The 26715-nt window shown below is 37.3% G+C and carries 23 protein-coding genes and 1 tRNA gene; 3 read left to right on the top strand and 21 right to left on the bottom strand.

The genetic code is table 11. The features are described 5' to 3' along the window. Positions 1–183 precede the first annotated feature (183 nt). The 20 genes from pgsA to QU01_RS00025 all read right to left on the bottom strand — a co-directional run bounded on the left by pgsA (position 184) and on the right by QU01_RS00025 (position 22675). A complete protein-coding gene (gene pgsA / locus QU01_RS00115; RefSeq protein WP_017180680.1) occupies positions 184–723 on the bottom strand; it encodes a CDP-diacylglycerol--glycerol-3-phosphate 3-phosphatidyltransferase in 540 nt (179 codons plus the stop codon). Then, positions 720–1331, bottom strand: coding sequence for a hypothetical protein (locus tag QU01_RS00110; RefSeq protein WP_033761261.1), 612 nt, complete (start codon positions 1329–1331; stop codon positions 720–722). Before QU01_RS00110 ends, pgsA begins: the two co-directional genes overlap by 4 nt. A gap of 9 nt (positions 1332–1340) precedes the next feature. Continuing rightward, positions 1341–2129 (bottom strand): enoyl-ACP reductase, encoded by a 789-nt coding sequence (locus QU01_RS00105; RefSeq protein WP_015644031.1) that lies wholly within the window; start codon positions 2127–2129, stop codon positions 1341–1343. Continuing rightward, positions 2126–3028 (bottom strand): 4-hydroxy-tetrahydrodipicolinate synthase, encoded by a 903-nt coding sequence (gene dapA / locus QU01_RS00100; protein ID WP_033761255.1) that lies wholly within the window; start codon positions 3026–3028, stop codon positions 2126–2128. Before dapA ends, QU01_RS00105 begins: the two co-directional genes overlap by 4 nt. 14 nt (positions 3029–3042) lie before the next feature. Beyond that, positions 3043–4377: a zinc protease PqqE gene (pqqE, locus tag QU01_RS00095; protein WP_033761253.1), complete on the bottom strand. Its 1335-nt coding sequence runs from the start codon at positions 4375–4377 to the stop codon at positions 3043–3045. Next, positions 4374–5429 (bottom strand): quinone-dependent dihydroorotate dehydrogenase, encoded by a 1056-nt coding sequence (locus tag QU01_RS00090; RefSeq protein WP_033761251.1) that lies wholly within the window; start codon positions 5427–5429, stop codon positions 4374–4376. Before QU01_RS00090 ends, pqqE begins: the two co-directional genes overlap by 4 nt. 36 nt (positions 5430–5465) lie before the next feature. Beyond that, the gene (locus tag QU01_RS00085; protein ID WP_033761250.1) at positions 5466–7493 is read right to left on the bottom strand and encodes an RNA degradosome polyphosphate kinase; all 2028 of its coding nucleotides are present in this window, start codon (positions 7491–7493) and stop codon (positions 5466–5468) included. A 91-nt stretch (positions 7494–7584) separates the two neighbouring features. Then, a tRNA-Pro gene (locus QU01_RS00080) sits at positions 7585–7662 on the bottom strand. Positions 7663–7731: 69 nt separating this feature from the next. Next, the gene (locus tag QU01_RS00075; protein ID WP_033761249.1) at positions 7732–8925 is read right to left on the bottom strand and encodes a restriction endonuclease subunit S domain-containing protein; all 1194 of its coding nucleotides are present in this window, start codon (positions 8923–8925) and stop codon (positions 7732–7734) included. After that, positions 8918–10549, bottom strand: coding sequence for an N-6 DNA methylase (locus tag QU01_RS00070; protein ID WP_033761248.1), 1632 nt, complete (start codon positions 10547–10549; stop codon positions 8918–8920). The genes QU01_RS00075 and QU01_RS00070 overlap by 8 nt, the downstream gene beginning before the upstream one ends. Then, positions 10542–13679 carry a type I restriction endonuclease gene (locus tag QU01_RS00065; RefSeq protein ID WP_033761247.1) on the bottom strand — a complete coding sequence of 1046 codons (3138 nt, stop codon included), beginning with the start codon at positions 13677–13679 and terminating at the stop codon, positions 10542–10544. The genes QU01_RS00070 and QU01_RS00065 overlap by 8 nt, the downstream gene beginning before the upstream one ends. Positions 13680–13726: 47 nt before the next feature. Further along, the gene (locus tag QU01_RS00060; protein ID WP_033761246.1) at positions 13727–15622 is read right to left on the bottom strand and encodes a motility associated factor glycosyltransferase family protein; all 1896 of its coding nucleotides are present in this window, start codon (positions 15620–15622) and stop codon (positions 13727–13729) included. Between the two features lie 24 nt (positions 15623–15646). Beyond that, the gene (locus QU01_RS00055) at positions 15647–16414 is read right to left on the bottom strand and encodes a TerB family tellurite resistance protein (RefSeq protein WP_033761244.1); all 768 of its coding nucleotides are present in this window, start codon (positions 16412–16414) and stop codon (positions 15647–15649) included. A gap of 9 nt (positions 16415–16423) precedes the next feature. Further along, the gene (locus QU01_RS00050; protein ID WP_001861281.1) at positions 16424–16738 is read right to left on the bottom strand and encodes a hypothetical protein; all 315 of its coding nucleotides are present in this window, start codon (positions 16736–16738) and stop codon (positions 16424–16426) included. A gap of 1 nt (position 16739) precedes the next feature. Continuing rightward, the gene (locus tag QU01_RS00045; protein ID WP_033761243.1) at positions 16740–18227 is read right to left on the bottom strand and encodes a DUF5644 domain-containing protein; all 1488 of its coding nucleotides are present in this window, start codon (positions 18225–18227) and stop codon (positions 16740–16742) included. A gap of 11 nt (positions 18228–18238) precedes the next feature. Then, on the bottom strand, positions 18239–18727 hold the full coding sequence (locus QU01_RS00040) for a hypothetical protein (protein WP_033761242.1): 489 nt from the start codon (positions 18725–18727) through the stop codon (positions 18239–18241). After that, complete coding sequence (locus tag QU01_RS00035) at positions 18712–20448, bottom strand: M3 family oligoendopeptidase (protein ID WP_033761240.1); 1737 nt, start codon at positions 20446–20448, stop codon at positions 18712–18714. Before QU01_RS00035 ends, QU01_RS00040 begins: the two co-directional genes overlap by 16 nt. Before the next feature lie 97 nt (positions 20449–20545). After that, a complete protein-coding gene (locus QU01_RS00030; RefSeq protein ID WP_033761239.1) occupies positions 20546–21796 on the bottom strand; it encodes a cation:proton antiporter in 1251 nt (416 codons plus the stop codon). 152 nt (positions 21797–21948) lie between these two features. Next, the gene (locus tag QU01_RS08330; RefSeq protein ID WP_080248287.1) at positions 21949–22131 is read right to left on the bottom strand and encodes a hypothetical protein; all 183 of its coding nucleotides are present in this window, start codon (positions 22129–22131) and stop codon (positions 21949–21951) included. Further along, complete coding sequence (locus QU01_RS00025) at positions 22115–22675, bottom strand: outer membrane beta-barrel protein (protein WP_000595776.1); 561 nt, start codon at positions 22673–22675, stop codon at positions 22115–22117. Before QU01_RS00025 ends, QU01_RS08330 begins: the two co-directional genes overlap by 17 nt. A gap of 225 nt (positions 22676–22900) precedes the next feature. On the opposite strand from QU01_RS00025, the gene modA reads away from it, so the two are divergent. The 3 genes from modA to QU01_RS00010 are packed head-to-tail and all read left to right on the top strand — an operon-like array spanning position 22901 to position 25131. Continuing rightward, positions 22901–23641: a molybdate ABC transporter substrate-binding protein gene (gene modA / locus QU01_RS00020; protein WP_033761238.1), complete on the top strand. Its 741-nt coding sequence runs from the start codon at positions 22901–22903 to the stop codon at positions 23639–23641. 21 nt (positions 23642–23662) lie between these two features. Then, positions 23663–24337, top strand: coding sequence for a molybdate ABC transporter permease subunit (gene modB / locus QU01_RS00015; RefSeq protein WP_033761235.1), 675 nt, complete (start codon positions 23663–23665; stop codon positions 24335–24337). After that, a complete protein-coding gene (locus QU01_RS00010; protein WP_033761234.1) occupies positions 24334–25131 on the top strand; it encodes an ATP-binding cassette domain-containing protein in 798 nt (265 codons plus the stop codon). The genes modB and QU01_RS00010 overlap by 4 nt, the downstream gene beginning before the upstream one ends. 85 nt (positions 25132–25216) lie before the next feature. On the opposite strand, the gene gltX is transcribed toward QU01_RS00010, so the two are convergent. Further along, the gene (gltX, locus tag QU01_RS00005) at positions 25217–26608 is read right to left on the bottom strand and encodes a glutamate--tRNA ligase (RefSeq protein WP_033761232.1); all 1392 of its coding nucleotides are present in this window, start codon (positions 26606–26608) and stop codon (positions 25217–25219) included. Positions 26609–26715: the final 107 nt, after the last annotated feature.

The following is a 26715-nucleotide window of genomic DNA, read 5'->3' as shown; positions in this document are numbered from 1 at the left end:
TGAATTATAACAAAAATAAAATAAAATGATTTTTTTTAATTGAATATTGAAAATAAAATTTATTTTAATTGAATATTGAAAATAAAATTTAAAGATTAAATAGTAAAAGAGCTTGATCAAGCGGTAGCTTTTTAAGAGTTTTAAGGTATTTTTTAAAGAACGCTAAAAACTTCTTTTAAAACATTAAGATTTATAATATTTAATCGTGTAATCTATCCCTGAATAAAGGGTTAAAAAAACCGCTATGGCCACAAGCGCATAGGAGTAAGTTAAATTGGCTAATAAAGCGCCAATTGCTACGACTTGAGAAACGGTTTTATACTTGCCTAACGCATTGACAGGAATATCCTTTTTTTCATTAGCGGCTAAGACTCTAAGCCCTGAAATAAAAAATTCACGCCCTAAAATCACAAACGGGATCCACGCGTTCACCCGATCCAAATGGACTAACCCTAAAAACGCGCTCAAAATAAGGATTTTATCCGCTAAAGGATCAAAGATTTCCCCAAAGCGCGATTTGGCTTTATAGCTTCTAGCGATGTAGCCGTCCAATAAATCCGTGAGTGCGGCAAACAAAAAAACCAATGAAGAGATCATGTTAATGTGAAAGGGGGTTAAAAAACTAAAATAAGTGCGCGTGTTTAACAATAAAAATAATAAAAATAAGGATAAGACAATGCGTAAAATCGTCAAAAAATTAGGCAGGAGTTTTAAAACTTTCATGCTTTCAAAAAGACTTGTGAAAAATTCAAAAACGCGCGCCCTAAAAACCCAAGCGCCACACACATTAAAACCACAGCGATCGTTAAAAAAACGATGACTAACGCTTGCGCTAAAATCCCTAAAAGAGCCAGCATGAAACTAAAAAGCAGTAACCTAAACCCGCTTAAAAAAAACCTTTCTTGCGTGTAAAGGCTCAATTCTCTATAGAGTTTGTGCAAATAAAAAATAGAAACGCCATTACCGATTAGCGAAAGAGCGTTACTGGCGTTAGGGACAAGATAGCTTAAAAGAGCGCATAAAATCACCGCCAAAAAACTGAAAGCGAAATTTTCAAAAAAACTCAGATGGCGCGTGATTTTAGAAAGCCTGTAAAAACCAATCGCTCCGGCAATAAACCCAATCGCGCACAAAAAAAGAGACAATAACAACACGATATAAGCCAATTGATTATTGAAGAGGTTAGAAATTTGAAACGATTTTGCCCCGCTTGACATAAGAAAAAGCACTAAAAGAATAGCCCCACACAAAGGGGCGAAGAAATAGCCCAACAAGCATTTTTTAATGAATTGCAACTCTTTGTTTTGGTGGATGTGGATAATGTTTTTCAAAAAAAATCTTTATTTAAAAGTAGTCCCGCCATCTACAACGATCGTTTGCCCTGTAAGCCAACCGCTTTGGGTCTCATCGCATAAAAAATAAGCCGCTCCGGCTAGATCGTTAGGATTGCCCATGCGTTTTAGGGGCGATTGCTCTTCTACTTTTTCTTTAATCTCCATATAATCAGGGAAGGCTTTCAAAGCGTCCGTATCAATAGGCCCGCCACTAACCGCATTCACTCTAATATTAAATTCGCCTAAATCCACAGCAGCGTATTTGACCATGGTTTCTACGGCGTTTTTAGAATTGCCATGCCCGGCGTAATTAGGCATATAGACCAAATTCCCGGTAGAGCTTAAGCTCACGATCGCCCCGCCACCTATTTTTTGCATGCGTTTTGCCGCTTCTTGAGCCCCCATTACAAACGCTAACACGGTGGCTGTGTAAATGTTGTTTAACCCCTTAGGTTTTAATCGCATAAACGGCGCGAATCCCCCCACGACAGAGCGCCCATAAATAATAGCGTTAGAAATAAAAAAATCCACTCTGTCAAAATCCGCGTCAATTTGCTTGAAAAGCTCTGTGTATTGCTCAGGCTCTAAAACATTAAGAGGGTAGGCTTTGGCTTTGATGGAATACTTTTGCTCCACATCTTCTATGATTTTGTTGGCTTCTTCAACATTTTTATTGTAAGTGAAAGCGATATTCACGCCGCTTTGAGCGAAGCGATACAATATCGCTTTGCCAATCCCTCTAGTCGCGCCGCTGATCACTAGGGTTTTATTTTTCATGTGATTGGAACCATTCATGCAATTACCTCATATTGTTGTAAAGTTTTTTCTAAAAGTTGAATCGTTTCTTTGCTTGGGGCCACTAAAGGCAGTCTGTAACTTGGGTTTTCAATCAATCCGGCTAAATGCATAGCCATTTTAATAGGGATGGGATTTGTTTCTACAAAAAGGGCTTGGTGCAAACAAAAAAGCTTATTTTGGATTTCTAGGGCTTGTTGGTATTTTTGTTTGAGCGCGCAATTGACCATCTGTGAAATCAGATTAGGCATTAAATTACCGGTCACTGAAACCACCCCACACCCCCCTGAAAACATGATAGAGTGGTTGAGTGAATCTTCCCCACTAAAAATTTTAAAATCTTTTTCATAATAATGCAATTCTGTTACCCTTTTCAAAGAGCCAGACGCTTCTTTAATGGCTTTAATGTTAGGGATTTCTCTAAAGAGTTTGAGAGCGGTTGGAACTTCAATAGACACGCCTGTGCGGCTTGGCACATCATAAAGCATGACAGGGATTTCTACCGATTGAGCGATAGTTTTATAATGTTCAAACAAGCCTTGTTGGGTGGGGCGGTTATAATAAGGGCTTACGCATAAAATCGCATCTGCACCGATTTTTTGAGCGAACTTTGCTAAAGAAAGCGATTCGCTCGTGGCGTTACTGCCCACGCCGGCTAACACTTTCATGCGCGAATTGGAGGGCGTTTTAGTGTTTTTGCAAGTCTCTATGGCGATTTCAATGCAACGCATGTGCTCTTTGTGGGTGAGCGTGGCGGATTCTCCTGTCGTGCCAACAGGCACGCATGCGTCCATGCCCTGAAAAATTTGGCGCTTGATCAAGGCTTCATAAGCGGCCTCATCAACGCTCAAATCTTTTTTAAAAGGCGTAATTAACGCGCTAGATGAATGAAATTGCATGTGATAAGGCTCTTTTAAGGTTTCAAAAACACGGTGGTTGATTGGGTGTCTTTAAAATATTCATTGGCCACACGCACCAAATCGCTCACTTTTAAATCCAAAAATTGTTGCTGATAATCGGTCAAGCCTTGAATATCGTTTTGCACTAAATAGTCCGCAAAAAGCCCCACAACATCGCTAGAACTTTCTAAGTTAGAAATAAAATCAGCTTTTTGATTGATTTTGAGCTTGTCCAACTCCGCTTGAGTGATTTCGCCTTTTTTAAGCTTTTCTAAAAGCGCTACGATTTCTTTTTGTAAGGCTTCGGCTTTGACATTAGGGTTACCCTCCGCAATGAATAAAAACACGCTTTCATCTTGCAATTGCATGTTGTGCGAGAAAGCTTGAGAAGCCAGGCGTTTTTTATCCACTAATTCGCTTTGCAACCACGAGCTTTTACCTTCACCTAAAAGCCTACTCAAAGCGTCTAAAGCGACTTGATCTTTATGTTTGAAAGCAGGCACTTTATACCCTAGAGCGACCCATTCTAAATGAACCCCATCTTTATGCACCACCGCCGTTCTCGCCCCATCTTGTTTAGGCTCTTTCATGTAAGGGGTGGGGATAGCTTTTTCATCAAGGTTTTTTAAGGATTCAAAATGCTTTTTACTCAATTCAAAAACCTTTTGGGAATTGACATCGCCTACCACTAAAACGATAGCGTTTTTAGGCTGATAATAGAGCGAATGGAATTTTTTAATGTCTTTTAAAGTCCAGTTTTGAATATCGTCCATAAAACCAATGGGCGTCCAATGGTAGGGGTGATAGACATAAGCGGTGTTAAAAAAACGGAAATAAAGCATGCCGATAGGGGAATTATCAGTGCGCCATCGCCTTTCTTCAGCGACCACTTGACGCTCAGGCAAAAACTCATCTTCTTTTAAATTCAAAGAACCCATGGTTTCAGCGAACAATTCTAAAGACTTATCCAAGTTAGCCTGACTGGTTCTAATGAAGTAGCGCGTGATATCAAAGCTCGTGGAAGCGTTACTCACGCCCCCAAAACGCTTAACGATCTTATCAAATTCGCCGGCTTTAAGGTTTTTGGTGCTTTTAAAATTCAAATGCTCTAACATGTGAGCGATCCCGCTCTTGCCCATGACTTCGTTTCTAGAGCCGACTTTATAAAGCACATCCACTTCTATAACCCCGGTTTTATTTTCTAGGGGGACGCTTACGACTTGCAACCCGTTTTTTAAGGTAACGCTCTCATGTTTGGGTAAGTAAGATTGTGCGTGCATGCTTGCTCCTAAAGTGACTAACAAGACAGAACTAAGCCCTAAAAGTCTTTTAACAGAAAAATATCTCATCTTAAATCCGCTCCTATAGCCTCTTTAACGCTCAAAAATCCATCTTTTTGGAGTAATTTTACCAAATCTTTAAGAATATTTTGGCATAAATTTGGCCCGTTGTAAATAAAAGCACTATAAATTTGTAACAGACTCGCTCCCATTTTAATCCTTTCATAAGCTTCTTTGGCATCGCTAATCCCCCCCACAGAAACAAGAACGCTTTTATTAAAAAAAGCTTTAGCCAATTCTTTAAAGATTTCACGGCTTTTTTTAGTCAAGCATTTCCCGCTCAAGCCCCCCATTTCTTTAGGAGCGAACACCAGGCTTTTATCAATGGTCGTATTAGTCGCAATAATCCCATGCGCTCCTGCTCCAATAGCGCTATTGACAATTTCTAGCATGTCATCTGTTTCTAAATCCGGGGCGATTTTTAAAAATAAAGGCTTATGGGTCATTTCTTTAGCCATGCAAAAAAGCTCATGCACAAACGCCTTGTTTTGTAAATCCCTTAAATTAGGGGTGTTGGGCGAAGAAAGGTTGAAAGTGTAATAATCGCCAATGTTTAAACATTGATTTAAAACCGCCTTGTAATCTTCTAGGGCATGCGCTTGCTCTATGTGTTTGTTTTTGCCTAAATTGATACCAATAGGGGTTTTATAAGGGGCGAAGCGCTTAAACGATCTCGCTCCCAAAATCGCCCCGTAATTATTAAACCCCATCGCATTTTGTAAGGACTCTTCTTCAATGTGCCTGAAAAGCCTTGGTCTTTCATTCCCACTTTGAGCAATATTAGTCAATGTGCCTGCTTCTAAATAGCCAAACCCAAAAGCGATTAAGGCTCTGAGCATGGAAGCGTTTTTATCAAAACCGGCGGCTAAACCTAAAGGGTTAGGGAAATTTAAGCCTAAAATTTCATTTTCAAGCTTTGGGTTTTGATAACCCCATTGAGAATGGATTAAACTACACAAAAAGCTCGATTTAGAAAGCATTCTTAAAACTTTACAAACTTTTTCATGCGCGTCTTCAGCGTCCAGGCTAAAAAGATATTTTTTTAATAACGAATAAAGCATTTAAATCCTTATCTTTTATGATTTGAACGATAACCCTTAAAAGGTTTTAAGGGCTTGTTTTTCAAAATAATCCTGCGAATTTAAAGGATCGTTAGGGTTTGAAACTTTAGTGTAACGGCCTTTAGAATTTAACTCATAGCGTTTTAAGGTGTCTTTGAGTTGGATTTCTAAAACATGCAACAATTTATTAGCGATCTTTGGGTTTGTGGCCGGGATGAGCAATTCCACGCGCCTTTCTAAATTTCTAGGCATTAAATCCGCGCTAGAAAAATAGATATTCTCATGTTTAAAATAATAAATGCGTGCATGTTCTAAATATTTCCCCACAATAGAATACACCCTGATATTTTCGCTCAATCCCTTGACTTGGGGCTTTAAACAGCAAATCCCTCTAATAATGAGATCAATTTTAACCCCTTTTTGAGAGGCTTGATAGAGCCATTCAATGATTTCGCTATCCACTAGGGCGTTGGCTTTTAAAATGATATAGCCTTCTTGTTTGTGGTTCATTTCATTTTGAATGAGTGCAATGATTTTAGGCTTGATCTGTTTGGGCGCCATAAAAAGCGTTTCTAATGCACTATTAGTCGCGCTGCTAGTCAGCAAGGAATGGAAAAGCTTGATAATGTCGTTAGCGATTTCATTTTTAGCGCTAAAAAAACTCACATCGGTATAGATTTTAGCGCTCAAAGGGTTGTAATTGCCCGTGCTTAAATGGGTGAAATGGCGTAATTGGTTGTCTGTTTTTTTGGTGATCACCAGCATTTTAGCATGCACTTTGAGTTTGAAAACGCCATAAACGACTAACGCGCCCGCCCTTTCTAAAGCTTTTGCCCAGTGCAGATTGCTCTCTTCATCAAAGCGCGCTTTTAATTCCACTAAAACGCTCACTTGAATCTTGCTCGCCGCTTCAATTAAGGCTTTGACAATGGGGGAATGCTTGCCCACACGATAAAGCGTCATTTTGATAGAAAGGGTGGTCGGATCGCTAGCGGCTTGCTCTATTAAATCGATCACAGGCTCAAAACTTTCATACGGATGAAACAGCAACAGATCCTGTTTTTCTATGGATTTGAAAAGATCGTTTTCATTGAAATAAGGGTGGATTTTGGGCGTGAAATTGGGCGATTTGAGCGCTTTAAAATCGCTATGATTGACCAATTCCCACAAATCCCCTAAATTGAGCATGATCGCGCTTTTATAGATATGCATGCCGGTGAGTTTGTGTTTTTTGTAAGAGTGGGTTTGAAAACTCCTTAAAGACGCTAAAAGGGTTTTTAAAAGCTCTTGACTCCCTTTTTGGGTTTGCAAGCGCACGATTTCGCCTTGATTTCGTTTCCTTAAACTCTTACTCATCAAATCCGCATAATCATGCGCTTCATCTTCAGTGATGGCAATATCCGCATCGCAAGTTACCCTAAACGCCATGCAATCTAAAATCTCATGCTCTAAAAACAATTCTTCTAAATGCGCTTCTACGATTTCTTCAGCCAACACAAACAAGCCTTTTTCTAGCTCTACAAAACGGAAGATAAAAGAGGGGAGTTTGATGAGCGCATGGGAGATGGTTTGGGTTTCTTTGTCTTTAATGCGGGCAAAAAGCGCGAAAGTCAAATTCGCTAAAGGCGGGAAAGTGTGCGAAGAATCCAACTTAAAAGGCAAGACTAACGCATAAAGTTGCTCTTTAAAATAAGTTTTAGCTTTGGCTTTTTGCTCTAAATTCAGCTTGTTATAAGGGGTGATACAAAGCCCTTTTTTAAAGAGTAGGGCTTGGATTTTTTGAAATTCCAACTCCCTTTCTTCAATTTCATGCGCTAAATAATGCTTGATTTTTTCTAATTGTTCTTCAGGGCTTGCACCATCAATGCCTTTAGAGGCGATTTTATGCTCATAGAGTTGTTTAAGCCCTGCCACTCTTATCATGTAAAATTCGTCTAAATTCGTATCATAAATGGCTAAAAATTTCAAGCGTTCTAATAAAGGCAAGCTCTCATCTTTGGCTTCGTTTAAAACCCTTGTGTTAAAAGCTAACCATGAAAGCTCTCGGTTAAAGAAACGATTCAATAAAAATCCTTTAAATCATCATGTTTAAAAATCAGTTTGTTTGGTGTGATTATATAATGAAATGATAATCATTGAAGCTTTTTTAAAGTCATGGTCGGAGTAGCGGGATTCAAACCCACGACCTCACCCACCCCAAGGGTGCGCGCTAATCAGGCTGCGCCATACTCCGCAATCAAAGAGAAAGATTTTAATATAAGTTTGCTTAGGTATTGCTTATTTTTGGTTTTGTTTTTGGTTTTTACTCAGGTTTGACTTGCTGTTTTAAGAGTAGGGGGAGTAAGAAGTCCCTGAGCGTGGTTAGGGTTTGGGTTTCAATGATATTATTAGAGATTTTTTCATAGAGTGGTTTAGTTATTTTGGAATAATTATCTAGTAGCTCTTTATTTGGTATAAGAATGAAAATATAGTCTAGTGCCTCAATGTTGATAGCTTTTTGTGTAGCACCGGTCGCTAGATTATTTTTTCTTGTTTCAAAAGGGGAGTATTTGATCGTGGAAGCTATGTATTCAAAAGTATGTTTTTGACATTGTAAGCCACAAAAACCTGTTGATAATATACTTTCTTTTACCCATGATTGCATGCGTTGGTTTAAAAATAAGTGTTTTTTAGTGTCTTTCATTTTGGCAAACCATACTGAATAGATAGCGGGTTGCATGTTGGCTCTATTAGGGCGTTTGTTATAGCTAACTTTAAGTCCTTGATTAAAAGATAAAGTTTCTTGTATATGTTTTGTTTCATAATACACTTTTTGTTTAAATGGGATTACTCCCGTTTTGATTGTGTTGCATAGGGGATTATCTCCTAGCGTTTTGACTTCAAAATCGTTGGGGATAAGGCGGTTTAATTCTTTAGAAAATTTCATTTTCCCGCCGCTAGTTTGGTAGGGTTTGTTGTTTTCGTCTAAAAAATCAAAACGCACGAAGTATTGCTCATAAAGAAGCTCTAGGATTTTGTGTAAAAGCTCATTGATTTTGTGGTTGTTCTCTATTTTATTTTGAATGCTATTAAAAATTTTAGCGATTGTAAAATTGATTGTAGGGATTTTGAAATTCATCATGTGTGTTTTATTGCCTCTTGGCATTTTAGAACCTTGACTACCCGAACACGCATAATCAGTAAAAATTTGACTAGATAAAATCGCAAAAAGTGTGGCACTATCAATGTGTTTAGCCCTAAACACTAGGACATCAGAACTGCAACCGCCTTTTTGTTTGGCTCTATAAACTTTTCTAAAATAAAGTCTTATATTTGATAACAAAATATCATCTTTTTGAAATGATCTGACCTTTCCTTGTGGGATATTGATATTTTTAAATGTATCAATACTGCCTAAATTTTGGCACATGTTATCCGTAGTAATATAGTGATTGATTTCATTTGATTGTATGGTATCGTTGATTAAAGTTGCGTAGTCTTGTAGAGTTTTACTCAAACCTAACCCCTTTTAAAGTTTCTAAAATTTCTTGTTGCAAGCTCTGGCTTTCATCAAAAAGGCTTGTGAGTTCGCTTGAGTATTGTTGCATCAAGTTTTCAAACTCCGCTTGGCTGATTGTTTCGCTTGAGTCTTCTATGGTGAAATACTGCCCGGGGTTTAAAGAATAGTTTTTTTCTATAATCTCATCAAAAGAAACCAGAGCGCAAAAATCCGCTTTTTTGGTTTTATTTTTAAAAGTTTCTAAAATCAAATGAATATCGCTTCCTCTTAAGCGCGTTTTTTTGTTTTTGTTTTCGGTGTATTCTTCGCCGAGTTTGGAAGCGTCAATCAAAACCACTTCCTTTTCGCTTGGCGTTTTTTGAAAAAAGATGACGCTCACATTAGTGCCGGTGTTGGCAAAAACTTGACTGGGCATGCAAATCACCCCATAAACGAGCTTTTCATCCACTAAATGCCGGATAATCTTATTTTCTACCCCGCTTTTAGCGCTAATGAATCCGGTTGGCACGACGATAGCCCCCTTACCATTTGGACTAAGCATGCTCAAGCAATGCTGGAAAAAGAGCGTGTAAATGGGCATTTTGCTTTTATCGTTTTTAGGGATATTAGGCACGCCTAAGAAAAAATCGTTTTTGTTTTGCGAAATCTCGGCATGCTCGTTGGAAAAATCCAGCTTGAAAGGGGGGTTACTCACGATGTAATCCATTTTCCCATGATAATCTTTAGAATGGTAGGGGTTGGTTAAAGTGTTTCCCTCAATGGCGTTTCTTAAAGAGTGGGTCAAGTCGTTTAAAATCAGGTTGAGTTTGAGCATTCTTAAGGATTTTTGCGAAATGTCTTGGGCATAAAGGGTGCAAGAATCCGTGCCTATTTGGTGGGCTAGCGCCATTAAAAGCGTTCCTGTGCCAGCGCTTGGGTCATAGATTTTGACGCTTTGAGTGGGGTAACTCACTAAAAGCTTAGCGATGATGCTAGCGATGCCTAAAGGGGTGTAGTATTCGGCGTATGTCCCTCCGCCGGCGTTATTGTAGTCTTTGAGTAAGTATTCAAAAATGGGGGCGAAGAAATCATAGCCTTGTTGGTTTTGCAAGTTTAAAAAAGCTTGTTTGAAATTAAATTTTTTGAGTTTGTCTAGTAAAGATCTTGTAAAATTAGCCCTTTTAGACTCTTCATTAATGTATTGTGAGATGCTTTCAAATAAAGCGATAGTGGTTTTATCCGTGCTTTTGGTGTTAAAAAGCACAGCGTTATTGCTAGAAATACGATTAAAAATAGCATCTAGCTTAAGGTGTAAATCGTTATCGTAAAAATGCTTTTCAAAAAGATAGTTTAAAAGCTCATCATAAGAGAGTTTGGGGAGTTTTTTATCGCTTAAGGTAAGGAAAAAATCTTCTTTTTCTTCCTTTTTAAAGTCTTTGTAATCTCGTATCGTTTGGTTGGGGTATTCTTGTTCAAAAAAGAATTCAAATTTATCGCATAAGAATTTATACAAAAAGCATTGCGTGATGATCTTATATTCGTTGCCATCATTCCCTAAACCAAAACTCGTGCAAATGGCTTTTAAATCATCAATGAGTTTGAGAGTGTCTTGTTTGATTTGTAATAAAGCGTTATTAGGCATGTGGATTTCCTTGATGGTGGTTTTGTGTGAGTTCGTTAAAAAGGGTTTGAGCGATAAATTCTCTTTCTTTTTGTAAATCTTTTAAGGAGGGGTTTTCTTTGAAAGCGTCCCTTAATTCTACTTTTATGGCATTTTTTAGGGTGGTTTCTTCGTTTAAGATTTCTTGACGCTTAGAAATACGCTCATCAAGAGCTTTTTTGAGCGCGCTTAAAAGCGTGAAAATTCCCTTAGAAATGTTTTCTTCCATGAGGCGATCATAAAGGCGTTTATGCGTGATCACATAAGACAAATCATTATCGTATTTGCTTAATAGGTTGGTGGTTTGCTCTTTGTGTTGTTTGAGTTGTGAAATGATTACGCTATAAGAATGAGAAATTCCATCAAAATTATGATTGGTTAGGGGTTCTTGGAGCAATTTTGAAAGCTCTTTGTAAATCTTTTGGATTTCTTTATCTTGTTTGTCCGGGATTTTTTCTAACATCTCTTTAGCTTGCTTGTATTTAGCGCTAATCTCTTCTTTTTCTTTAAAGCGCAATTCTTTGCTTTCTTTAAACTCTATTTTAAAGTCTAAAAGAGCGATGAGGTCTTCTAAAACGATTAAATCGTTGGGGTTTTTAGGCTCATTGATATTTTTTAACGCATGGAGTTGTTTGGCTTTTTTATGAAGCATTGAAGAGATTTTATTGATCTTTTCAATATCCATTTTTTCTTTTAGTGAAAGGATTTTTTCATCACTAGAAGTGCGGATTAAATTGTAGCGCTCTTTGAGCGTGTTAATGGCGCGCGAAACTTTTAAAAGCTCGTTCATTGCGCTGATACTAACAATGGCGCTAGTCATGTCCTCTACATCATCAATGGGGTAATTAAAAAGATCATCATAGGCGTTTTTAATGTCTTTTTCTAAAACCTCACGATCCGCAAACATGTCTTTGAGATTATCTTTAATATTAGAATCGCTTTGATTGAATTGGTTTAATTCTTTCAAATAATCATCAGTCGTTTTGTCGTAATTTTCTTTAATCCCTACAAAATCTATAAGGTAGCCAAAAGACATGTTGTTATAGGAGCGATTCACTCTGGCTAGGGCTTGGAGCAAATTGTGATCTTTTAATTCTCTGTGGATATAAAGGCGTTTGAGATTGGGTAAATCAAAGCCGGTTAAAAGCATGTTAAATACAAAGACTATATCCGTATCTTTATGTTTGAAAGAATAGATCTTTTCTTTGACTTCTTGTTCGTCATGCAAAATCAGGCTGGATTGGAGTTTTTTTAAAATTCTTAGGTTAGGGTTTTCTTGTAAGACTTTTTCTTGGACTTCATTAAAAAATAAATTAGCTAACTTGGCTTGTGCGCTTGAAAAACAAACCACCATAGCCTTTAAATTTTCATCATTATTCCCAAGCCTGAAAAACAATAAATCTCTGATGATATAATAGAGCATTTCTTTAATGTATCTTTCATGATTAAAAATCGTTTCTTTTTTAACCTCTGTATTTTCAATAGTGATGCTTTCTTGTAAAAGGCGATAGATTGCTTGTAGTTTTTCTTTATAACTCTTTTCAATGATTTCTAATTGGAGTTTTAGGGTGTGTCTGTCTTTAATGGATTCTGCATGAGAATAGGTGTGCAAGTAGTTGCCAAAAGTTTTTTTAGTGGCTTTGTCTTGCGCGTTGTCTTCTAATAGGGGCGTGCCTGTGAGGGCGATTTTGATTGCTGTTTTGTCGCATTCTATCAAATTAGCGTAAAAGCAACCTTTAGGGTCATAGCTCCTGTGGGCTTCATCTATGATAAACACCCTTTGTAAATCGTGGCTATCTTTTGTCGCTTCTTGTAATTCTGTTTTAGAAACGATTTCTTTAGGAGCGCTAGAAGGGTCTTCATTGGGGGCTTTTTCTTCATTGGGGGCTTTGAATTTTTGGATATTCACAACGATGATTTCATCATTCCCTTGAGAGCCTTCAAAAACGCTAGAGTTTTTTAATTTTTGGCTCAAATCCTCTTTATTTTCTGCCTCATGCACACAAAGGCCTCTTTTTGAAAATTCGTTTTTGGCTTGTTCTAATAAATCCAACCTGTCCACAATAAAATAAAATTTAGTCTTTTTATTCAAATTGGAGCGGTCAAAAAAGTCTCTGATGAGTTTGGTTAAATGGTAGGTTAAGGCGGTTTTACCGCTGCCTTGCGTGTGCCAAATGATGCCTTTTAGGGGGTCTTTTGGGTTCGTTTCATAATGCTTTTGTAGTTCTTTTAAAACGTTCAAGCTCGCAAACATCTGCGCGTAACGCCAAACGTGTTTTTTAAACTCTGATTTTTCTTTTAAGAAGCTGATACCGTATTTTAGGATAAAGCAAAGCCTTTTGTGAGAGCAAAACGAAGTTAAAAAGGGGTTTGTGGTGGCGTCTTTAGAGCTTTCTAGGGTGTCGGTGTCTTTAAGGTTAAATTCGTTTAAGACGCGTTTTTGAATTTCTTCAAGCGATCTGTGGTTTTGATGGTTTTGATGGTTTTGTTCATTTTCGGGGGGGGGGGTAATATCTAGCTTATTGGCTTCAACAAAGCGTTGGAAAATGGGCGAATAAGAAGCGCTATAAAACACGCCTTGATCGGGGTTTTTTTCATCATAGGGCAAGTTATCGCTAAAAAGCCAGATTTGTGCGAGGTTATAAAAAACTTTGTTTTCGGGGTTTTTGTAGCGTTGGATGTGGCGAACTTTTTCTTCTTTAATGCCTTTTTCGGCGTAAGGCTGCTTAACCTCTATATTCACCAAAGGCAAGCCGTTGATAAAAAGGGTTATATCCGTTCTTAGGGATTTGTAGGGTAGTTCAGCCATCATTTCATAAAGATTGTTGTTAGGGTTATCAAAGTCTATGATTTGATGCTCGCTTTTGAGCAAGTATTCATAAAAGCTTTTGCCTAAATCATCGTAATTCAAGCGTTTTTTCATTTCAGCAAGAACATCTTTTGCGTTTTTATTGGGGTTTAATCGCTCAAAGGCTTGAGTGAAACTATCGGTTAAAATATTGGTGGCGGTGTCTAGGTTAGGTTTATCTTTTTGAGAAATAAAGTTATAGCCCAACTTGGCTAAATGCATTAAGGCAGGGACTTGAACCCTTGTGATTTCATTGTATGGCATGCACACCCCTTTGATTTAAGGTTGTTATTATAGTGTAAAAACAAAAATCATGGTTGTTTGAGCTGCCTTTGCAATAACAAACAAGCTTTTTTAAGGAATTGTTTTAAGGTGTTTTGAGAGTGGTTGATAAAATTTGTCAGCTCATTTTCTTTAAGGTGCAATGAAACGATTAAAACGCTTTGTAAAATATGAGCGACACTCCCTTCAAATAAAATGCCTATAGTGGGGGTTTTAGCGCTGGCTGTTTGGCAAAACCCGTTCAAATTATCCACCCATTCAAATATTTCTTGCTTGGTTTTACAAGGCGTGTTTAAATATTTTAAAAAATCCTCTTTAAAACTCATCAGATTTTTTTGTAGATTTTTTAAATCATCAGCATGATTGCTTCTAGGGCTAAACATGCTTTTAATGCGAGCGGTAGCGTCTTGTTTGTTGGTTTGTTTCAATTTCACTTGAGAGTAATTGAGGCTAACAGCGTGCTTGATTTTCGCCCCATAGCTTAAATTATAGACTTTTTTAGGCTGGTAATAATGAAGGGCTTCTTCAATCCTTTCTTTAGAGAGCAAAAAAAGCGAGTCGCTAAAGGTTTCATAACCTTTAAAATTACCCTCTATGCTGATTAAAGATGAGGTGTCAATTTCTTTTTCATCTCCATAATAGGAATTTTTAGCGTGCTTTTTAAACCCTTTAATATAAGCGCAATCTAAAGCGCACAAATAGATTTCATCGCTCATCAAACCCGCTAAAGCCACCCCGGCATTGCCCACAAAAGGCGCTGCGTATTCTATACTTAAAGGGCTTATATACGCGCAAGCGCTCCCTCCACGCATAAACATCAACGCTTCTTTGGCTAAATTAAAAGCGTTAGGATTGAGCATGTTGGCCCCCATTAAGGGGGTGTCTTCTAGGGGGGCGTTTTCTAAAACCTCCTTAAGATAGTCTATGCGCTCCACTTCTATTTGAAAATCCACTTTAACGCCGTGCGTTTTTAAAGGCTTTAAAGCGGTTCCGCATGAAAAAATGATGCAATTTTCTTCATTTTCTTTTAAAAAATCTAGCAATAAATCCAAGCTTGGCCCATTACCCACCACGCAAATGGGGGCGTTAATTTTTTTAGGTTTGGTTTTTAGGGTTTGGTATAAGGGTAAATTTTTGAGCGTGTTTTTTAACCCTAGCAATTCGTCTTCAAAACTCCCCCAACCCCTTAAAGCTTGTTTGTAATAGCTTTGAATGTTTTCTCGCATGCGCAAATTAAAAGCGCTTTTATAGGGCATGATTTCTAGCTTTAAAAAAGAATGCGTAACAGGGCGTTTCAAAAAATCCATTTTCAATTCATTAGGGTTAAAAAACCCTTGAATAAAGAGTTTAGCCCCTTTTGTAATCAAATCTTCATAACGCGCAAAATAACAACTGATTTTAAACAAATCTAAATTTTCTTCAAACAAATAAAGCGAATGGAAGCGGTAATTTTGAGCCTGTAAAATAGCCAAAAACAAGCCGTCTAAAACGCCATAAATCATGGTAGGGGGTAAAAACTTCTCTAAAGAGCAAGGCGTTTGATGGTTATTTAAAAAATTTAAGATCGCATGAGTGGCTTTAAGGGTTATGGGGAGTTTGGGGTTGTTTTGAGTTTTTAAATAATGTAAAGAGAGGCGGTTATTGTCTAATGACCATCTGGGATTATTCAAGGGGTTAGAAGCCATGTTAAAAGCGGTTTCTATCATTTGATTTTTAGGGTAGCTTAAAGCGTTCGTGGGCATGTGTAAGAGATTGAAATGGTTTGTTTCAAAAAGCAATTGGTAATTTTTAAAAGGCGTATTGAGAGCGTTAAACAGATTGAGGTGATAGGATTTGAAAAAAACTAAATTGTCCCTAAAACGCTTTGAAATTTCTTTTTCTAAAAAGGGCGCATCAAAAGATGCTAGGGCTTTTAAAAAGGGCATTCAATAGCCTTTTTCATCACACCCTTATGAGTCTTTTAAATCATTTTCTAAAAGTTGGGAAGCGAGGGCGATTTTTTTCAACGAGATAAAATCTTGTTCGCTGTAGCGTTTGTTGTCATTCATTTTATGGTAGTAGGGGGCGCTTAAATCCAGGGCTTTTTTTTCTAAATCTTGCTTGGTGGTATGGGTTTGGATTTCAAAAAGACTTTTTGCTTCTTCTAAAGACATAGGGATTTCTATTGCATTGAAGCGTTCAAAATTATCATAAAGCTCGTTAAAATCCTGATTGTCTATCTGCAAAAACGCCCCCACATCTAAAAACAATTCTTTTTCCTTGATATCTAGTATCCCATCAGCATAGGCCAATAACATAAGAAATTCCACTAATTTCAGGCGTTTGGCGTATTCCCCATGCGTGTGATCAGCGATTTCTTGGCATAAGGATTCAAAATTTTCTTTTTTATCCACAGGCTCATTGAGAAGCTCTTTAGCTAAATTTTGCTGTTCGCTGTTTAAGGGCTGCTCTAATTCATGGATAAAAAGCGTCCTTAAGGCGTTATCCAAAGCGTTTTTTTGAATGTCTAAAAATCTTAAAAGACGCATATACGCGCCCGTTTGGGTTTGCTTGAATTTGTCTAGGGGGCTAGATTGCGCTAACAAATAAGGGTCATGTTTCAAGTCGTATTCTTCGGTTTTGGTTTTAGGGTTTAGGGGGTTTTTCAAATATTCTTTGAGGGTATTGTAAAAATAAAACAACACAACCGCCGCAACAATTAATAAAATGATTTCCATTTTTTTCCTTTATGAGTATTTTTTCATTTGTTCTTTAAGATCTTGTTTTTGCCTGCTCTCTCGCTCTTTTTTGGCTTGATAAAGACGCATTTGCTCTTCTTTTTGCTTGTCTTGTAAGATCATTTTCCTCTCATGGTTTTTTTTAAGCCGTTCTATGTATTCTTCTCGTTTTTCTGGGTCTTGGAAACTCACAGGGCGGATGAAAAAAACAAACAAAATCAACACAAAAATCCCTATAGCGACAATTTCAGAGCCTTCGCCATTGAAAGCATACCAAAGCCCTCCCATCAAAGAAGCGAGTGCGAGTTTTAAAAAAGCGTTCATCTTAAATGAAAGTAACCTTATGATAATGCATATCAAGCCCTAGAGCTTTTTTGTCTTTTTCCCCCATAGCCATTAGCACGATTTGAGGTAAAAATAAAGTGGGGGTGTTGTCATTATCTCTTTTATAAACTTTTGAAGCTTTTAAGCTTAAATTTTCAAAAGCGTGAAAAAGCCCTAAAGAATGCGTAATTAAAAAATCCGCCCCCAAATCAATCCCTAAATAGCGTAAATGCGCACACTGGAGTAAGCCGCTTGTTTCATTGACTTCTAAAAGGGGGGCGTAATTTTGAAAGGATTCTAAAAAATGGGGGGCTTTTAAATGGATTTTATTGAAAAAATGATCGCTTCGTTTAACGCGAGAAAATTCAGCCCCTAAAAATGCGTCAAAAGGGCTTTTCAATTCCCATGCCAAAAACTCATTAACCCACTCATTAAGATAGGCTATCTCAATATCTTTTTCATAAACAAGCTGGTATTTTTTTAATTTTTCATTGACGGAGTTGATGATTTCAGGGTTGTTGTCTAAAACTTCTTTAGCATGCAAGATATTCAAATACGCATCTTCTTCGCAAAAAATGAGCGAAACGCCATTGGCTTTGGCTAGAGCCAGATTATACGCAGAAGCGGTGAGGAAATCATGCGTGCTGATAATCTTCCCATAATAGCCCCCATCATAACAAAAAGGCAGATCAATGATTTTTTGCCCCATTTTTTCTAAATAGAGCTTAGTGCTTTTGAGAAGCGATTGCGCGTTTAAATGCTTCGCATAAGCGTTAAATAGCGCGCAAGTTTTAGGGGGGTTGGGCGTTTTAGGGGGGTTAGAGTTGTATTGAAAAAGGCTTAAAAGGTTTTTAGAAAAATCTTTCCATGGCTTGATTTTGGAATTGGTTAGGATTTCTTGCAATTCATAGATTTCATGGTCAATATTGTCATCGTTTTTATAGAGATAATGCGCCACGCTTAAAAAATTCATCACGCCGCTTTCAGGCTGAGAAATCATCTCTAATAACCGGTTGCGCTCTGTGGGGTAGCGCTTCATCAGCCATTTAACATACAAGAAAAAGCCATCGCCCAGATATTTAGGGTTGGTTTGGGGGTTGATAAAATTGATTTGAATAAACTTTTCTAATTCTTCTTTTTCGCCTTTAGTGATGTAGGGGACTTGTTTGAAAAAATCTTCATAGTTTTTTAAAACCGCCTTTTCATCAATCATCAAGTCTTTTAAAGCGTATCGTTTGGATAGGGGATCTAGCACCCACTCTTTAGAAAAAAACGCCACCAAATCGCTCACTTTAGCGTCTTCAAACACCGCAATTTGATTGATTTTAAGCGCGATATTTTCACTATAGCTCACGCCTTTGAGTTGTTTTAAAAGATCCAAAAGGTATTGATCTTCTTGGTATTCTAAAAAATAAGACTCATAAGCCGGGTTGTAATCTTTGTTGGTTTCAAAACGAAAGACTTTTACATGCAATTTCAAAACGCTCATCAATGATTCCTTTAGCTTTTGTGCAGATTTTCTAAAATCGTGCGGTTTTTGGAATTGGAAAAAAGGGCCTCTTTAGAATCCAACCATTCTTTAGACTCTCGCTCGTCTTTTTTTGGTTCTTGTGTGATTGGCTCTTCTTTGTGAAACAATTCAAGCGAATCGCAACGATTGAATAAAACGGCATTTTCATTTTTTTCTTTGATAAGGATTTGAATGATGCCAGGAAGTTTTACTTGAACCACGCTGCCAATGTTATTAGGGCCAAACCCGGCTTCAAACTGCACGCTTTGTGCATCAATCATCAAGCTTTCTAAGGTGTATCCGGCTAAAACAAACAGCACTAACGCGCCGAATTTTTCATGAATTTCTTTAGGGAGCTTGGGGGAAAAATCAATCGCATCTCTTTCGCACAAAAGGTTGAAACTCAAATGGTTTTTGGACAGAAATTGCAAGTATTCAACGCAATGCTTGTTGTTTAAAAGCCTTAATTCTCTTTGCATGCGAGCAACCTTTCAAATTCTTCTAACAAATGACGCACCTCTTGCATGCCAATTTCCCAAAATTCTTTGCTATCAATGTCAAAGCCAAACATAGACACTAATTCTTTAGGGCTTTTTGACCCTCCTAAGCTCAAAAATTCCGTGTAAGTTTTAACAAATTCTTTAGCGTCGCTTTTTTTATAAAGCCCATAAAGCGCTAAAGTCAAAAGCTGCCCGTAACTATAAGCGTAGCAATAAAAAGGCGAATGGATAAAATGGGGGATATAGCTCCACCACAAATGGTAGTTTTTAGTGAGTTTCACGCTCTTTTCAAACATTCTTTGGTTTTCTTCAAACCAGATTTGATCAAAATCTTTGGTGTCTAATTCTTCATCCATTTCGTGGATTCTTCTTTCAAAATTAGTCATCACCACTTGCCTAAAAAGCGTAGAAAAAATATCCTCTAACTTGCCTGCCAGCATGAAAAGAAGCTCATCAGATTTTAAACCCTTTTTCAAATGCTCAAAAAACAGCATTTCAGAAAAGACAGAAGCGGTTTCTGCGGTGGTTAAGGGCGTATCCATGTTCAATACGCCTTGTTTTTTGGACAATTCTTGGTGAATCATATGCCCGAATTCATGAGCGATAGTGAAAGCGTCTCGGCGATTCCCTGTGTAGTTTAACAACACATAAGGGTGAGCACTAGGCACCCCGCCATGGCTAAAAGCCCCGCCTTGCTTAAAGTCTTTAGGGTGTGAATCCACCCAACCCTCTTTGATCGCTTTAGAAGCGATTTTGTGAAATTCTGGGCTAAAGGCTTTAAGGGTTTTAAGCACTTCTTCTAAAGCTTGAGAGTAAGTCATGGTGATACTCTCATCGTTTAAAGGAGCGTAGCGGTCGTAATCTTTGAGTTTATGCCCTAAAATTTGCGCTTTTTGATGGTAGTAACGATGCACTAAAGAAAAATTAGCGTTCACAATCTCTATCATGCTATCCACGCTCTCTTGGGAGATCTGGTTGTCAATGTGGCGGAAACTCTCTTTTTTATCGTATTTTCTCAGCCTAGTTTCAATGAGCAAATCCTTACGCACCATGTTTAAAATGTAAGTGAGCAAAGGGCGGGATTTTTCTAACGCTTTACTGAAAGCTTTTTGAGATTTTTTACGGATCTTGCGTTTGGGGTTGTGCAAGAGGGCTAAAATTTCTTCTTCGCTTAAATTTTGCTCTTCAAAAGGGATTTTCAAAGAAGAAAAATGCTCATCAAAAAGACGGCTAAATGCACCCACTCCCACAGGTGAAAGGGCTAGAGCGATCTTTTCTTCATCTAAATTTAGGGTGTGCTTTTTCTTTTCTATGAGATTGTTCAAATAAAAAGCATGGTTTTTGCATTTTTTAATGAAAGCGAGTTGTTTTTTGGCGTCTAAATTCTTAAATTCAATTTCAAAGAATAAAAGGTGCTGTTGGATATTCGTGCAAGCCATTTCGCATTGCGAATAAAACTTCGCTTCTTTGGTGTTCTTAGCAAAAAGCAATTGAGCGTAAGTCATCGCTCTAGAGATTTTTTCTAACAAATTTTCGTAATGTTTAAGAGCGTCGGCAAATTTTGTAGCGTCTAAATTCTTAAGGTTATTTTGATAAGCACTCTCAAATTCTTGTGCTTCTGTTTGTAAGGTTTTTAAAAATTCTTCTGCGCTTTCTTTATTTTCAAATAAAGCGCTTAAATCCCATTCTTGCTCTTTCATGAAATCCCCTTTTTATATTAATTTGGAGTTAAAATACGCTTGTATTTTAACATAACACTGACAACACAAGCAAACTTATCATTTGGTTTTTGCGCCATTATTTTTTAGCCGGCTCATTTTCTTGGCTCTTTTGGTGCAAAATAAATTGAGCGATAGATTCTAGGTATTTTAAAATAAAAGGGGTTGCTAACATAGAAAAGACCACCATCAGAATAAGGAGTTGGTGGATGTCATTTTGAGCGATATTTAAGATATTTTTTTGGTGCAAAAAACCAAGAATCCCTTTTTTTTCTTGCAAATTAAAGAGCTGGTGCGAGCCTGAATTTAAAAAGATAACAAAAGAAAACTCCCCGATTTGCGCTAAAGAAAGAGCGGTTTTTATGGCAGTTTTAGCGTCTCTAAAAAAACGCAAAAGTGCATAAATGATAGCCGTCTTAAAACCCATCACTAAAATGAGTAAAAAGATGACAACAAAGAACTTCTCTATAAAGAAATTCACATTAATTTGCATCCCTATTGTAATGAAAAAAAGGGCTAAGAAGAGGTTTTTTAATTGCGCAAATTCTTCTTGGACATTGATTTTATAGCGCGATTTAGAAATCGCCATGCCCACAATGAACGCTCCTAAAGACATAGAAAACCCAAAAAAATGGCTCAACCCTGCTGCGCTGCAAACAATCACTAAAATCGTGCCTATAAAAATTTCAGGCAGGCGCGTGTCTTTTGCTTGCTCTAAGATGAGATTAGCCCCTTTTTTTCCAGGCAATAACAAAAGAACTAAAATAATCCCTGCGGAAATAAGGGTTTTAAGAATGAGTAAATTGACATTAGAATCCTTACTGCCTAGAATTGTCAAAATTAAAAGCATGGGAATGGCGGCAATATCTTGGAAAATCAAAATCCCCACCGCGCTCTTTCCCATGGGCGTGCTAAGCTGTTTGGAATCTTCAAAGAATTTCAGCACAATAGCGGTTGAAGAGAGCGAAAGCCCCATGCCTAAAACAAGGGAAAAAATGGGTGAAAGACCCAAAACAAAATACCCCACTAAAAAAGCGATTAAAGCGCATAAAATGACTTGTAAAAGCCCAAAAACCAGCACTTCTTGTTTGATGGATTTGAGCTTATCAAAATTAAACTCAATGCCTATCATAAACATTAAAAAGACGATGCCAAATTCACCAATATCAGACAACAAATTAAAATCATTAATTTTAAAAAAAGCCGCTAAGACCGTTCCTGTGCAAATGTAGCCAATGATAACCGGCATGTCTAATTTCTTTAAAAAGATTCCAAAGCCTACAGCAAGCCATAAGCCAGCAATAACAATATAAAGTGTGCTGTTTTCCATAAAAACCTTTCCCCGGTAGAATCGATTTGTTTTAAAGAAATAAAAGCGAAACTATCCTATTAAATTGAGCCATCAAATAACACTATTAAATAAAATAATATCTATCAAATATATATAAGTAATTTATTATTTAAATCTTACTAAACCCATATTCAAACGCCAACACCAAACACCCTATTGAGTAAAATAAAAATTGAAACGCTAGGATTATACTGCACTAAAACAAACTTTCTATTTATGAAAAAGATTTTTGAACCCCAACCTTTTAAGAGTTGGCTAGGGTTTGATTTGATGAAGAAGAGCGAATGAAAGAACGGATTAAAAAGTGAAGACATAATCCACATACCAAGAATAGTAGCGGATAAGCCCTACATCTTTGCTGCCTTGATTAACCATAGGGAATTTCACGCCTGCTTCAAACGCACTGCGATCCCCAACACGCATTCTTCCGCCTAAATTCCATAAGAACTGGAATCTCGTTTGATTGACATCATAAGGGAACATCCAAGTGTTTCCGGCTAATTGAACGCCACCAATGAGACCTAGAGCGAATTTATCCAAAGGAATGAGATTGACAATCAAATCGCCACCGCCACCATAGGTGAGCAAATTGGTTTTGGTGTGTTCAGTCCCTGAAGTGTTAAACCAATCTAAAAAGCCATACACCCTAGCCCCAAACCATTTATTGGCAAAGCCTACAAAACCTAATTTGAAATTCAAACCATAAAGATCATTGCCATGGCGCCAATCAGAGTAATTGCTGTTATAAGGGCCATAACGACCTTGCTGATAACCCGCACCCATGAAAAACCCATTCACTTCGCCAGCCAGCGCTAAACTCGCGCTCAAGCTTAAAATACAAGCAATTCTTTTAATCATAATAAATCCTTCTTGTTGAATTAAAGTTACACCTTAAAATCGGTTATTTTTCTAAAAGATTTAATTTTTTATCAAAGATGAGGGTTTTAGAGCGGAAATCTTGGTTAAATACTGATAAGTGGGATACACCCACAAAACAAACCGCCTCAAACTTTTAAAATACAAATTTTTAAGATACAAATAGGTATAATCACCAATTCCAATCATTTAATCAAAGGGAGTTCTATGAAAAATACTTTCAAAGCGTTTGCCTTTTTAATCGTATTTTTTTCAAGCGCTCTGTTGGCACAGGATTTAAAAATCGCTGCTGCTGCTAATCTCACACGCGCTTTAAAAGCCCTTGTTAAAGAATTTCAAAAAGAACACTCCAAAGACGCTATTAAAATTAGTTTTAATTCTTCAGGCAAACTCTACGCTCAAATCGCTCAAAACGCCCCTTTTGATTTATTCATTTCAGCAGATATGATTAGACCTAAAAAGCTTCATGATGAAAAAATAACCCCTTTTAAAGAAGAAGTCTATGCTAAAGGCGTGTTGGTTTTATGGAGCGAAAATCTAAAAATGGATTCTTTAGAAATTCTTAAAGACCCTAAAATTAAACATATCGCTATGGCTAATCCTAAACTAGCCCCCTATGGAAAAGCCAGTATGGAAGTCTTAGAGAATTTAAAACTCACTTCTAGTCTTAAATCTAAAATCATTTATGGCGCTTCTATTTCTCAAGCCCATCAATTCATCGCCACTAAAAACGCTCAAATAGGCTTTGGAGCGTTATCCTTGATGGATAAAAAAGATAAAAACCTCTCTTATTTGATCATTGATAAAGCCCTTTATAACCCTATTGAACAAGCCTTGATTATCACTAAAAACGGGGCTAATAACCCTTTAGCCAAAGTTTTTAAAGATTTTTTATTCAGCCCTAAAGCTAGAGCTGTCTTTAAAGAATACGGCTATATTGTGGATTGAAACGCATAAAAAAGGCGAATAATGGATCATGAGTTTTTGATTACCATGCGTTTGAGCTTTTCTTTAGCTTTGATTACCACCCTTATTTTACTCCCTATAGGGATTTTTTTGGGCTATTTTTTAAGCCTTAAACGCAATCTTTTAACGAGTTTAACAGAAACGCTTGTGTATATGCCTTTAGTTTTACCCCCAAGCGTGCTAGGATTTTACCTCCTTTTAATCTTTTCGCCTTCTTCTTTTTTGGGAGCGTTTTTACAAGATGTTTTCAATGTGAAACTTGTTTTTAGTTTCCAAGGGCTTATTTTAGGGAGTGTGATTTTTTCCTTACCCTTTATGGTAAGCCCTATTAAAAGCGCGTTAATTTCCTTGCCCGCTTCTTTCAAAGAAGCCAGTTATAGCTTGGGAAAGGGGGAATATTACACCCTTTTTTTTGTCCTACTCCCTAACATCAAACCCAGTTTATTGATGGCTATCATCACAACTTTTACGCACACTATAGGCGAATTTGGCGTGGTGATGATGCTTGGGGGTGATATATTAGGGGAAACAAGAGTGGCTAGCATTGCGATTTTTAACGAAGCTGAAGCGCTCAATTATTCTAAAGCCCACCAATACGCCTTAACGCTCACGATTATCAGTTTTAGCCTCTTATTTGTTACCCTATTTTTGAATAAAAAACAAAGCTCGTTTTTATGATAAAAGCGCGGTTTAAAAAACGCCTTTTAGGATCTAGGGGCGCGTTTGATTTGAATATAGACTTAGAAATTAAAGAAGCAGAAGTTGCCGCTTTATTAGGAGAATCGGGAGCGGGTAAAAGCACGATTTTACGCATTTTAGCGGGGCTTGAAGCGGTGGATAGTGGCTATATTGAAGTCAATCGTTCAGTGTGGCTAGACACTCAAAAAAAGATTTTTTTAAAACCACAACAACGAAAAATCGGCTTTGTGTTTCAAGATTACGCCCTATTCCCTCATTTAAACGTGTATCAAAACATCGCCTTTGCCCACCCTAAAGATAAAAATAAAATCCACGAAGTGTTACGCTTAATGCGTTTAGAAAATCTAAGCCAGCAAAAAACTTCTCAACTCTCTGGCGGGCAAGCCCAACGAGTCGCTTTAGCAAGAGCTTTAATCGCAGCCAAGAAACTATTGCTTTTAGATGAGCCTTTAAACGCCCTAGATAACGCCTTAAAAAACGAAGTGCAACAAGGTTTGCTTGATTTTATCAAGCGTGAAAATTTAAGCGTGTTATTGGTAAGCCATAACCACAATGAAATAACCAAACTCGCGCAAACTTTCCTCTTTTTAAACAATGGCGTTATTGAACATAATCAAGAAAATCGGCTTTTTTCAAACCGCTTATTGATAAAACCTCTCTTTGAAGATGAAAATTATTGCCATTATGAGGTTATTCCTCAAACGATTAGTTTGCCCAAAGATTGTCTGAACCCAACTTTTAAGCTTGATTTCAATCAAAACAAAAAATTTTAGAAATATTTTTTTCATTTTTCTCTTAAAACCCTCTTATTTTTCAAAAAATGCAAACTTTATGCCCCCATTTTAGAGAGCCAATCTTTTAGTTTTTCAAAAAATTCTCTATTCTTTTGAGGCTCTCTGTTTTGCCTAAAATAAAAAGCACTTCTTTAAGGCCTATCCCGCCCCCCTTACCCAAAAGGGCCAATCTTAAAGGCTGCATAAAATTACCCGCTTTAATCTTTTCTTCTTCAATGATTTGGTGCATGGCGTTTTCTAGCGCGTTTTCATCGTTGAAATTGGTTGTATTTAATTCCAATTTAAACTTTTCTAACAAGGGCATAACGAGCGCTTGATTGAGTTTTTTCAAAACCTTTTCTTCATACTCTATAGGGGCGATTAAAACCTCATCTATTTTAAGGGCTAATTCTTTTAGGGTTTGAGATCTTTCTTTGAGAGCGTCCAACAAGCGATCCAATTGAGTGGGGTTTAAATGCGAGAGATCGCTAAAACTAAAAGGTTTTAAAAGCTTTAACAATTCTTGTGTGCTTTGGTTTTTTAAATAATGAGCGTTGAGCCAATTAAGTTTGTGCCAGCTGAAGCAACTGGGCGAAGAATTTAAATCTTTAGGATCAAAACATTCCAATAATTCTTGCATGCTAAAAACCTCTTTATCTTGATAGCTCCACCCCAAACGCGCTAAAAAATTCACTAAAGCTTCCTTAAGATAGCCCCTTTCTTGATAGTCCATCACATTAGTGGCCCCATGGCGTTTGCTTAATTTTTGTCCTTCTTCGTTCAAAATCATCGGCACATGGAAAAAATTAGGGATTTTAAAATTCAAAGCCTTATAGAGAACGATTTGTTTAGGGGTGTTAGAAAGGTGATCATCGCCTCTAATCACATCAGTGATCCCCATTAAAGCGTCATCAATGGTAACCACAAAATTATAAGTGGGGACTCCATCGCTCCTGGCGATAATAAAATCGTCTAATTCGTTGGTGTTCACTTTCACTTCGCCTTTAACCCCATCATTAAAACTAATGATTTCATTTTGGGGGACTTTAATCCTTACCACAGGCTCTATGCCTTTGGGGGGCGTGCCTTTAAAATCACGATAACGATTGTCATAGCGTGGGGTTTCTTTCCTGGCCTTTTGTTCTTCTCTCAAAGCGTCCAACTCATCTTTACTCATGTAGCAATAATAGGCTTTGTCTTCGTCTAAGAGTTTTTGAATGTATTCTTTATAAATCTCAAAGCGTTTGGATTGGTAGAGAATTTCGCCATCGTATTCTAGCCCCACCCATTTGAAAGCTTCTATAATGGCGTTAGCCGCTTCTATAGAGTTACGGCTCAAATCCGTGTCTTCAATGCGTAAAAAAAATTTTCCTTGATTGGCTCGTGCAAAAAGATAATTGAAAATGGCTGTCCTTAAGCCTCCTATGTGGAGATAGCCAGTGGGCGACGGGGCGAAGCGCGTAATAATCAAACTCATTATTCTAACCTTAAAAATAAAATACGCTTATTGTATTCAAAAATGGCTTAAAAATGGTTTCACTTTTTTCTGTTAAAATTAGTGTATGATTGAGATTATTTTTGATT

This window comes from Helicobacter pylori SA221C (genome assembly GCF_000476855.1).
GTDB classification, from domain to species: Bacteria; Campylobacterota; Campylobacteria; order Campylobacterales; family Helicobacteraceae; genus Helicobacter; species Helicobacter pylori_DK.
This window is presented reverse-complemented; position numbering and strand designations above follow the sequence as displayed.